This is a genomic window from Nocardiopsis listeri, from assembly GCF_020741345.1.
Classification (GTDB): domain Bacteria; phylum Actinomycetota; class Actinomycetes; order Streptosporangiales; family Streptosporangiaceae; genus Nocardiopsis; species Nocardiopsis listeri_A.
Genome location: NZ_DYZD01000168.1, coordinates 1 through 4488 on the forward strand (window position 1 = coordinate 1; position 4488 = coordinate 4488).

The window sequence follows — 4488 nt, forward strand, 5'->3', positions numbered from 1 at the left end:
GCCTTCGACCACGCGGATCAGGTCGGTGCGACCGGGTTCGGTGTCGTGGGCGAGGTAGTCGGTGACCTCCAGGCGCGACCAGCGGGTCCGCACGGTCATCGTGTTCGGCGCGTAGCGCTGGCCCAGGGTCATGCGTCCGTGCGCGGGGGCGATGGCGAAGACCCCGGCTTCGGGTCCGCCCAGGACTTCGGAGAACAGGGCGTTTGAGTCGGGCTCGGGGTGACAGAACCACAGCAGCCGCGCGTCCGGCCCGAGCAGGGCGACGGACGAGCGGTTCGACAGCATGGACATGCGCTCGATGGGGACCGGACGCTCCCCCGGTTCCGGGTGGTGATGGATCTCCGGCATCGTTTCGAGTCCGAACGCACCCTGCGTGAGCGTCATCCCGCCACCTTCCTCGTGTTCTTCCCGGTGGGAAGAAGCTAGGTCGGCGGGGTGCCCGAGCACATCGGGTTTCATCGGATCTTAGGAGTGGGCTAAGGAAGCCTTAAGGTTCCCGGTCTCCCCCACCACCAGGGAAAACCCTTTGCGCCGGACCGTGGTCGCGTGGAAACCTGCGGTGGCGCCGCGGGTGGGCGCGTTGTAACGGTGAAGGGGAGTTCGTGGGTTACGTCGACGTCAACCAGGTCTCGCACACCCTGCCCGACGGGAGGGTGCTGCTGGACGAGGTCTCGTTCCGGGTCGGCGAGGGCTCCAAGACAGCCCTGGTCGGCGCGAACGGGGCCGGCAAGAGCACTCTGCTGCGGCTGGTGCGCGGTGAGGTCGCACCGCAGGCGGGCGCGGTGACGGTGGACGGTGAGCTCGGTGTGATGCCGCAGTTCGTGGGACACGTGCGGGACGCCACCACGGTCCACGAACTCCTGGTGTCGGTCTCCCCCACGTCGGTTCGACGGGCCCACGCGGACCTGGAGCGGGCCGAGGAGGCCATGATGGTCTCCGAGGACGAGAAGACCCAGATGCGCTACGCCGAGGCGATCGCGCGTTACGGCGACGCCGGTGGGTACGAGGCCGAGGTGGTGTGGGACCAGTGTTGCGTGGCGGCCCTGGGCGTCCCCTACACCGAGTGCCGTTGGCGTGAGGTGCGCACCCTCTCCGGAGGCGAACAGAAACGTCTGGTCATCGAGGCGTTGCTGCGTGGACCGGCGCCGGTGCTGTTGTTGGACGAGCCGGACAACTACCTGGACGTCCCCGGCAAGCGCTGGCTGGAGGAGGCCCTGCGCACCTCACCGAAGACCGTCCTGTTCGTCTCGCACGACCGTGAACTCCTCAGTCGGGTCCCGGACCGGATCGTCACGGTCGAGCTGGGCGCCGCGGGCAACAGCGTGTGGGTGCACGGCGGGTCGTTCGAGACCTACCACGAGGCAAGGCGGGAGCGCTTCGCCCGGCTGGAGGAACTGCGCCGTCGCTGGGACGAGGAGCACGGCAAGCTCAAGGCCCTGGTGTCGATGTACAAGCAAAAGGCCGCCTACAACTCGGACATGGCCTCCCGGTACCAGTCGGCGCAGACCAGGCTGCGCCGGTTCGAGGAGGCGGGCCCGCCCCAGCAGCAGCCTCGGGAGCAGAACCTGCGGATGCGGTTGCGCGGCGGCCGCACCGGCAAGCGGGCACTGGTGTGCGAGGGCCTGGAGCTGACGGGGCTGATGCGCCCCTTCGACCTGGAGGTCTGGTACGGGGACCGGGTGGCGGTGCTGGGCTCCAACGGGTCGGGCAAGTCGCACTTCCTGCGGCTGCTGGCCGGCGGAGGCGACGACCCGGAGTCGTCGCTGGTGCCCGAGGAGGAACGCGAACGCATCGAATCGGTGGCCCACTCGGGGCGGGCCCGACTGGGCGCCCGGGTACGACCGGGATGGTTCGCGCAGACCCACGAGCACCCCGAGTTCGCCGGGCGCACACTGCTGGAGATCCTGCACAACGGCGAGGGCACCCGGAGCGGGGTGCCGCGCGAGGAGGCCGGGCGGGCGTTGGACCGGTACGAGTTGGCGCTCAGCGCCGACCAGACCTTCGACACGCTCTCCGGCGGCCAGCAGGCACGTTTCCAGGTGCTGCTGTTGGAGTTGTCGGGGACCACGATGCTGCTGTTGGACGAGCCCACCGACAACCTGGACGTGGTCTCGGCCGAGGCGCTGGAGTCGGCGTTGGAGCTCTATCAGGGCACGATCCTGTCGGTCACGCACGACCGTTGGTTCGCCCGCGGCTTCGACCGGTTCGTGGTGTTCGGCGCGGACGGGCGGGTCTACGAGGCCGCGGAGCCGGTGTGGGACGAGGGCCGGGTGGAGCGCGCCCGGTAGTCGGGCCGGGGCGTGAGCGCGTTCTTCGTCACGTCGACTCCGGGATGAACGAGGTCGCGGCGGTCGGTCCGCGGCCTCGCTCGCGTGTCCGGAACGACGCGGGAGGGCCGGTGGGGGCGGCGATGCGAAGCACCGGCCGGTGATCCGGTGCGACCACCGGCGATCACCCGGGGTCATTCGTTCGCTTCCGCTCGCTTTGGTGCGATTCTCCAAGTGATCACCCCTAATTTGCGCACTCGTTCGGATCATCCGATGATTCATGGCGAGACCGCACCACTCCGGAAGGCCCCACCACCATGAAGTCCGACCCCGCCGTCAGTGAGCGTCCCGAGGACGAACGTCCACCGCTGCGGCTGATGATCACCTACGGCGTCCAGCACATCCTGGCCCTGTACGCCGGGGTCATCACCCCGCCGCTGATCATGGCCGCGGCGGTGGGCCTGGATCCGGTGGAGAGCGGCCTCATCATCAGCGCGGCCCTGCTGGTCAGCGGCCTGATGACACTCATCCAGACACTGGGCGTGTGGCGTTTCGGCATGCGCATGCCCTTGGTCATCGGGGCCTCGTTCATCCCGGTCACCGCGATGACCGCGATCGGCGAGACCAGCGGGCTGCCCGCGGTCTTCGGCGCCTCCATCGTCGCCGGGCTGTTCGGCGTCCTCATAGCGCCGGTGATGGCCGGCCTCATCCGCTTCTTCCCGCCCGTGGTCACCGGCAGCGTGATCACGGTGGTCGGCCTGTCCCTCATCCCGGTGGCGGTCGGCTGGATCACCGACAACGCCGAGGACAACGTCCCCACCGACACGGGCCTGCTGTTGGGCGGGGCGACCCTGCTGATCATCCTGGTGCTGTCCAAGGTGCTGCGCGGGGTGTGGGGCCGGGCCTCCATCCTGCTGGGCCTGGTTCTGGGCACCCTGCTGGCCGCCGCCCTGGGCGCGGTCGACTTCGCCGCGGTGGGCGAGGGCGCGGTCTTCTCGCTGCCCATGCCCTTCCACTTCGGGCGGCCGGAGTTCCAGGTCGCGGCGATCATCACGATGTGCATCATGATGGTCGTCATCCTGTCCGAGGGCATGGCGGACATCCTCGCCGTCAGCACGGTCGTGGGCTCCAAGGTCGACGGCCGTCGCCTGGCGGACGGCCTGCGCGCCGACGCCCTCACCGCGGTCGTGGGCCCGCTGCTCAACTCCTTCCCCGGCAGCACGTTCAGCCAGAACATCGGACTGATCGCACTGAACAAGGTCAAGAGCCGCTACGTGGTCGCCACCGGTGCGGTGCTGCTCGTGGCGATGGGTCTGTTCCCGGTCCTGGGGCGGGTCGTGGCGATGATCCCCTCCCCCGTCCTGGGCGGCGCCGGTCTGGTGCTGTTCGGCTCGGTGGCGGCGGCGGGCATCCAGACCCTCGGCAAGGTCGACTACGAGGACAATCAGAACCTGGTCATCGTGGCGGTCTCACTCGGGTTCGGCGTCCTGTCGATCGCCGCGCCCGACTTCTTCTCCGGTTTCCCGGAGTGGGCGACGATGCTCCTGCACTCGGGGATCGTCACCGCCACCGCCTCTGCGCTGGTGCTCAACGTGTTCTTCAACGTCCTGGGCGGCTTCGGTCGAGCGCGCCGGGCCGAACCCGCCCCGGCGAACTGAACCCACTCAGACAGCCATAAACACCACAAAGCACACGCAAACCCGACACACCGACATCATCACAGGTCAGAAGGTTGCTCTGATTTTTTTGCTGGAGGGCCGACCTCACGGATGGGAGATATTTGGGAGATCAGCCCCCAGTAGCCCCCGAAGGGACCCCATCATTGATGTCTTTACGGTACTGCTCTTCGAGTATGGGCGCCATCACGAAGAGGTGATCGCGTTCCACCTCGGTCAGGGAGCTGACGCTCCCCGCCCACCGGGCTTCGAGCACTCTGAGTACTTGTTTCAGCATCACGGGGGTCACGTGTTCATAGACCTGGGCCATCCCCGGGAGCTTGTGCCCCAATCGAGCGGCCCGCGCCACCTCCGGGATCCCGTCTTCAGCCAACCACGTGCGGTGAGTGTGTCGACCGGCTTCATGGAACGTGATCCCCTCAACAAGTGACTGCCGCATCCATGCCTGCTCGTTCGGGTCCCCATCCCATGCGGGACGCCAGAACCGGTACTGGAAGTTGGTCCGGCGAAGCCATCCTCCACTAAAGTTCGTGAACAGGTACTCC

The 4488-nt window shown here is 68.0% G+C and carries 3 protein-coding genes and 1 pseudogene; 2 read left to right on the forward strand and 2 right to left on the reverse strand.

Annotated features, from left to right (window positions below):
* Positions 1-384 (reverse strand): trehalase-like domain-containing protein (locus K8V84_RS09440; RefSeq protein WP_304073138.1); only part of this gene is annotated, 384 nt, incomplete at its 3' end.
* Positions 385-602: 218 nt separating this feature from the next.
* Here K8V84_RS09440 and K8V84_RS09445 point away from each other — a divergent pair.
* Together K8V84_RS09445 and K8V84_RS09450 are read left to right on the forward strand one after the other, a co-directional pair.
* Positions 603-2288, forward strand: coding sequence for an ABC-F family ATP-binding cassette domain-containing protein (locus K8V84_RS09445; protein ID WP_304073140.1), 1686 nt, complete (start codon positions 603-605; stop codon positions 2286-2288).
* 296 nt (positions 2289-2584) lie between these two features.
* Positions 2585-3925 carry a nucleobase:cation symporter-2 family protein gene (locus tag K8V84_RS09450; protein WP_304073142.1) on the forward strand — a complete coding sequence of 447 codons (1341 nt, stop codon included), beginning with the start codon at positions 2585-2587 and terminating at the stop codon, positions 3923-3925.
* A gap of 130 nt (positions 3926-4055) precedes the next feature.
* Here K8V84_RS09450 and K8V84_RS09455 read toward each other — a convergent pair.
* Positions 4056-4488 (reverse strand): annotated as a pseudogene (locus tag K8V84_RS09455) (hypothetical protein); the annotation flags it as partial.